Here is a 5,889-nt window from a genome sequence, read left to right on the forward strand (position 1 = left end):
GGCTGGAGCAGCGCATGACCCCATTTCACGCTGGAACAGGCCGTGCTCCACTTCTGCTCCAGAAACCGCTTCGCTAGCACGCTAACTGTCCACTTGAAACAATGATTCAAGATCAAAAAAAGTCCGCTGACCTGCGATGAATCGCCTGTCAGCGGACTATGCACGATGTGGAGCTGAGGGGGTTCGAACCCCTGACCCCCACACTGCCAGCCCGGCCCAATCATGCCTCTCACCAGCACAAACAGAAAACCGCAGGAAATCCTACGCCGTTCCACTCCAGCGAACACCGTCCAACGCCGTTCGGGGCGCACCCGTGCTCCACATCTGCTCCACATGATCAGGTGTGAAACGGACATCCGACAGACCGTGCAAGCTGGCAAGAGCGGACGTTCGACGGTGTGCTCGACAGCTAAGGACTAGCTATGTAGAGTACGACATATGTCGGGAAGCCCTAGGATGACGTTGCAGACTCAGTTGGTGCTGCGTGCCCTGTTGCAGCGGCCGACCGATGAGCAGTATGGCCTGGAAGTGTGCGCGGAGACCGGGTTGCCGAGTGGCACCGTCTACCCCATCATGGCGCGGCTGGAGCAGGTCCGATGGGTGGAAAGCCGCTGGGAGGATCCGAACGAGCACATCACCCAGAACCGACCGCGGCGCCGGTACTACCGCCTGACCGACGAGGGCGCGGAGCAGGCCCGCACCGCGCTCGCCCGGGCACACCGGCCGTCGCGGATGCTCGGCCTCGGCATGACCGGAGAGTTGGCATGAATATCGTGCCTGAGCTGGTCGCCGAGATCGCCGGCCAATACCCGGACGCTGACGCCCGACTGATTGAACACGCCTACATGTTCGCCGCGTACTGGCACCGGGGCCAGGCCCGGCGCAGCGGTGACCCGTATATCTCCCATCCGGTCGAGGTCAGCGTCACTCTGGCCAGGTCAGGGTGTGACGTCCCGCTCGTGTGCGCGGGGCTGCTGCACGACGTCATCGAGGACACAGACTGCCCGATCGACCTCCTACGCGCGGAGTTCGGCGAGGAGATCACCGCTCTGGTGCAGGGTCTGCTCACGCTGCACAAGAGCGGTTCGCTGGACACCGCCGAACGCCGAGTGCTGATCCTCAAGCTAGCCGACCGGCTCCACAACATGCAGACCATCCGATTCGTGTCACCTGCCAAGCAGCAGCACAAATCCCGGGAAACTCTCGAGATCCTCGTGCCGCTGGCCGACCGGCTCGGCCTCGATACGATCCGGACGCAACTGGAAAGCCTGGCCCTGGCCACGCTCTACCCGGAACGGTTCACCGTCCACAGTGGCCTGGCACGCAGCCTGCGGATTTCACGCCGAGTACTGGCGATCTCGACGGTGCTGCTCCCCACCGCGGCTCGCGCCCGATGGCTCGAAGAGTGGACCGCCGAACTGCACGCGCTCCCCGACCGCCGCACTCGAGCCCGATTCACCCTGCAGCTGCTCGGCGGAATGACACGGCTCGCGGTCGTGGTGCGACGAACCAACACCGGGCCATGAGAAGACCACCGCCGCACGTGCCCCGCCACCGGTCAATCATGGCCGTGGACATCGAGGCGTCGACGACCAGGAGCAACCCGGACAAGGTCGTGCTCCGCACAGCGCTGTACCAACTGTTCGAGGCAGCCCTGCACACAGGCGGAGTCACCCGCCGACGCCGAGACCCCCTCATCAACACCGGCGACGGCATCCTGACCCTGATCCCCCCAGCCGACCACACACCAAAGACTCTGCTGCTCAACCAGGTGATCCCCACGCTCAACCGGCTGCTGGCCGAACACAACACCCATCGCCCGGACCACCGTCTGCGACTACGCGCGGCAGTACACACCGGCGAGATCCACTACGACCGCCACGGCTGTTTCGGGGAAGCCCTGGACCTCACCTTCCGCCTACTGAACTCCCCCGAGCTGAAGACGACACACAGCCGATCGAGCACACCACTGGCCCTGGTTGTCTCCGACATCATCTACCAGACGATCATCCGGCACGGCTACGACAGCATCAACCAACACACCTTCCAGCCACTGGTACACGTCAAAATCGCCGACCAACACCACCACGGCTGGGTACACCTACCCACAACCGAACCGCCAACCCCCGCCCCGTTGCCAAGAGCCCCGACCATGACCGACATCCACTCCTCGACCCCGCTGACGGCCGGAAACGACGTTGACTCGCCACTCGGCACTTGGGCACACTCCGCCACCAACGCCGACCATGGTTATCGATCATCAACGAAGAAGCCGAGCTGAGGGGTTCGAACCTGACCCCCACACTGCCAGTGGCCCGATCATGCCTCTGACTAGCACGAACAGAGAACCTGCAGGAAATCCTAAGCCGATCCGCTCCAGTGAGCACCGTCCAGCGCCGTTCAGAGCGCACCCATGCTCCATATCTGCTCCACACGTCCAGGTGTGAAACGGACGGTCAGCAGACCGGACAGCGGCATGAGAATGCGTTTGCAAGCCGATCTCGCGCGGCGCGCGGGTCGTGCTCGCGTGGGTCCGCCAACCGGCCCGCGGTCACCTCGGTGATCCTCGGGGGGCGTACGGTCGAGCAGCTCGACGACGATCTCGGCGCCGCGCGGCTCACCGAGGTCAGCGCTCCGGTCGTCGCCGACTACCCCTTACGGCGGATCCGGTGTGCGGCAACGGGATCGCGCACTTCCTGTCACCCGGTGAAGAAGTAGCCGCTGACGTCCACGAGCAGGTCGACGTTCCCGTCGCTGCCGTTGTAGAAGGTGCCGCTCGAGCCGCCGGTCAGCGCCATGTTCGACACCGGACCACCCGCTTGGGTGAAGTTCAGCGTGGACTCCGCCGCCCCGGCGAGCGCGTACGCGATCAGGTAACCGGAGCGCCGGGCGTTCACCACGGTCACGTTAGACACCACCGACCGTGGAGTGACGCCGAACTGAGGCGGCGGGGCGTTCCCGTCCAGCGGGTAGGTCACGTCCGCGCGCGGGGCGACTGGTGTGCCGCTCGTGCGGGTGTCGACCGCGCGCTCCGGCCGCACCGGGACGAAGTAGCCATCGCCGCCGGGTGTGTAGTAGCCCAGGATCGTGACGATCAGATCGGTCCTCGCGTGGGCGTAGAAGCTGACCCGGCCGTCCTGTCCGACCGGGACGGTGACGGCCTTCCCGATCGTCTCGCCCGCGGCGAAGTTGACGTTCGACGCCGTCGGCCGCGCCGTGCCCGCCGGGTAGGCGGTGACGAAACCGGACGCGGCCGGGTTCACGACCGTCACGTACAGCACGACCGAGGTCGCTTCGCCCGGCGCGAGGTCCGACGGGTTCGACGTCGCGACCACCGGGCTCACCGTGCCCCCGGCGGGGATCACCGCGGGCACACCGGCGTCCTGTCCGTACCCGGTCCGCGTGTCCAGTACCCGCTGCGGCCACAACTGGGTCATCGCGTTCACGGACTCACCGCGCACGTAGTACCCGAGCACGTCGGCCACCAGGTCGACCGCGCCGGCGCTGCCGTTGAAGAGATCGAGGTACCCGCCGGTGCCCAGCGCGACCGTGGCCGAGTTCGACACGGTCCGGCCCGCCGTGTAGTTCAACGTCGACACCACTGGACGTGTGGCACCGTCCGGGTAGGCCATGACGAAACCGCTCGATGACGGGTTGGTGGCCGTGACGTTCACGATGACCGCCGCCGCGTCGGCCGGGATGCCCTGTTGTCCGCCCACCGCGAGCCGGACCGTGCCGTTCGGTCCGACCTTGCGCGCGGTGCCACCGGCGCGCGTGTCGAGGAAGCGGGTCGGACCGTAAGCGACGAATCCCGAGCCGTTCGTGGTGAAGGTGGTGGCCGGCGTGGTGGCCACGTTGCCGGCGACGTCGGTGACCGTCGCGGTGACCGTGTAGGTGCCGGGCCGGTCGAAGCGGCGCGTCGTCCCGAGTGCGTCTCCGATGGTCCAGGAGGGTTGCCGTCACCGACGTCGAACCGCACGGACTTCCGGCTCCACGGATGGTCGGGTCCGAGATCGACGGAGAGCCGCGCGGAGACCCCGCCATGGGGTCATATTTGCGCTTGTGCCCTCACCGGCCCCAGGCGGACTCACGGAACTGCCGCACCTCGGACGCGCTCGTTACCCACTGGGAGATGCGATTCCCGTCCTCGTCGACTTCACGGTGAGGCTCTACGTGCCGCCACGGCGCTTGCGAGTCGAACGGCTCATCGAGCTCATTCAGGAAGATAAGCGAATTCTGAACGTGGATCACATCACCGTCTCGGTACATCGGCCAGCAGGAAATGAAATTGCTGACTGCCGGGTCAGTGATCGAAGCAATGAGACAGGAGGTCGCCTTCGCGAAGCGTTCGATTTCCCTCAGGGCACTCTCCCAGCTTCGACTGGGCTTCACTACGTTCCCAGCACCAACACACCCACGATCAACTGGTCAGTCCAGCAACCCCGAACCTACAACCCCTACCCACCAACACATCCAGACCAGGATGAAAACCGTTCAGTGAGGACCAGCATAGTGCCTGTACTGCACTTCAATCTCGCGGCGTACCGGACCTTGACGCGGTATCCTTCCCCACCACCAGGAAAGACCTACGGACTCCTTGCCGATAATTCGACTGGTACAGCCGTCGTGATCCTCTTCTGTGTAGCCCTTGAACAATGAGTCGATATCGTTCAACAGCACCCTCGCTATCTTTCGATCCTCGACACCAAGTAGATCCATTCCTGCTTCAATCGAATCCCTAAGAACCAGCGCAGCCACGTAGTCATGAGCACCCCACAGGGTGCGATCCTCCGATGAACGAAGCATGTCGCCGACGAGCTTGGTTATGTGCAATTTCCATGCATAAATAAGCTCTCCCAACGAGGAAGTTCTTGTCATACTTAAATCAACTCTGGCTTCACTCAGCGCCGCAAGCTGACCACAATCGAGCACATCACTCAACCATGACTTCCACTCCTCAGACAAGAGTCACCCTCCAAGATAGTACGTCGTGCTCCTCCATGGTACATCATAATTGATTATTACACGAACGCCCCGATAGTTAAACTCGGCAGCATTCTGCCCTTCGCGTTGAACAGGACCAGCATTTCTTAGAGCGTTCTCAATCTCAGAGAGCCCCGGTCTATTCATCGCAGGATTACCGTCGTCTACATGACCATTAACGAATTCGACCATCTCATCCAACGAATATCCCGAGCCATGGAAATCTGAATCACCAGAGGCCTTCTTGCCGATAGGTTTGCCACAGAAAGGTCCCTCATTGTGAACAAGCACAGGCGAGCTGCCCGCCAGGACATAGAATGTGTGGATGCCAGCGATCGTGAGGTTGTGAACACCCTGCGACTGTTGGTACGTGCCGACGGCCAGGACGTCGACTGTCGTGCCACGCACACCACGCAAGCTCTCACCTGCATGTACGGCCGCTGCATCTAGCCAGCGCCCCTGTGCTGGAATCCAGAACGGATGAGCTGCGGTAGCGACGATCATGCCGGTCTTGTCTCCTTCGGCACCGTCGGTGTCGACGGTCAGCTTCACAAGGTCCTTCCATCCCTGCGTGGTGATGGTGCCGACTACTGTCTTTGCGGCGGTTTCTCCGCTGATGGGCTCGGTGGCCAGGACCTGGTCGCCGACGTTGATGTCTTCGATCGGCTTACGGGTGCCGTCCGCCATGAGGACTTTGGTGCCGGGGATGAAGCTGTTGGGCCCGCAGGCGCGCGAGCCTTTGCGTGCCGCGTTGGCGGCGTCTGCCAGGTTGTCGGCGGCTCTGACCCGTATCCGCGAGTAGTCGGCTGAGTTGATCTTCAGGTCCTGGAGTCGTGTGGTGGAGCGGTTTTCGGGTGTGTGGGCATGCTAGCGGCCCGGGGTGTCGCGCCGGGTTCACGTGTGGGG

The 5,889-nt window shown here is 63.4% G+C and carries 7 protein-coding genes; 3 read left to right on the forward strand and 4 right to left on the reverse strand.

The window, feature by feature from the left end:
* The first annotated feature begins 456 nt into the window (after window positions 1–456).
* The 3 genes from WBA97_RS06735 to WBA97_RS06745 are packed head-to-tail and all read left to right on the forward strand — an operon-like array spanning window position 457 to window position 2,281.
* A complete protein-coding gene (locus WBA97_RS06735) occupies window positions 457–768 on the forward strand; it encodes a PadR family transcriptional regulator (RefSeq protein WP_424229832.1) in 312 nt (103 codons plus the stop codon).
* Window positions 769–773: 5 nt separating this feature from the next.
* On the forward strand, window positions 774–1,526 hold the full coding sequence (locus tag WBA97_RS06740) for an HD domain-containing protein (protein ID WP_424229833.1): 753 nt from the start codon (window positions 774–776) through the stop codon (window positions 1,524–1,526).
* Between the two features lie 38 nt (window positions 1,527–1,564).
* Window positions 1,565–2,281, forward strand: coding sequence for a hypothetical protein (locus WBA97_RS06745; protein ID WP_424229834.1), 717 nt, complete (start codon window positions 1,565–1,567; stop codon window positions 2,279–2,281).
* A gap of 418 nt (window positions 2,282–2,699) precedes the next feature.
* On the opposite strand, the gene WBA97_RS06750 is transcribed toward WBA97_RS06745, so the two are convergent.
* The 4 genes from WBA97_RS06750 to WBA97_RS06765 form a co-directional block, all read right to left on the reverse strand.
* Entirely contained in the window at window positions 2,700–3,854 is a 1,155-nt protein-coding gene (locus tag WBA97_RS06750; RefSeq protein WP_424229835.1) for a hypothetical protein, read from the reverse strand.
* A 214-nt stretch (window positions 3,855–4,068) separates the two neighbouring features.
* Complete coding sequence (locus tag WBA97_RS06755; RefSeq protein ID WP_424229836.1) at window positions 4,069–4,392, reverse strand: hypothetical protein; 324 nt, start codon at window positions 4,390–4,392, stop codon at window positions 4,069–4,071.
* A 102-nt stretch (window positions 4,393–4,494) separates the two neighbouring features.
* Entirely contained in the window at window positions 4,495–4,941 is a 447-nt protein-coding gene (locus WBA97_RS06760) for a hypothetical protein (RefSeq protein WP_424229837.1), read from the reverse strand.
* 27 nt (window positions 4,942–4,968) lie between these two features.
* Window positions 4,969–5,670, reverse strand: a complete 702-nt coding sequence (locus tag WBA97_RS06765; protein ID WP_424229838.1) for a polymorphic toxin-type HINT domain-containing protein — start codon at window positions 5,668–5,670, stop codon at window positions 4,969–4,971.
* Window positions 5,671–5,889: the final 219 nt, after the last annotated feature.

The sequence above is a fragment of the Actinophytocola sp. genome, assembly GCF_049647105.1.
Classification (GTDB): domain Bacteria; phylum Actinomycetota; class Actinomycetes; order Mycobacteriales; family Pseudonocardiaceae; genus Actinophytocola.

Bases quoted from the DNA above. Each gene is read 5' to 3' on its own strand.
- WBA97_RS06765 (WP_424229838.1), bottom strand. From the start codon at position 5,670: ATGGCGGACGGCACCCGTAAGCCGATCGAAGACATCAACGTCGGCGAC.
- WBA97_RS06735 (WP_424229832.1), top strand. From the start codon at position 457: ATGACGTTGCAGACTCAGTTGGTGCTGCGTGCCCTGTTGCAGCGGCCG.
- WBA97_RS06745 (WP_424229834.1), top strand. From the start codon at position 1,565: ATGGCCGTGGACATCGAGGCGTCGACGACCAGGAGCAACCCGGACAAG.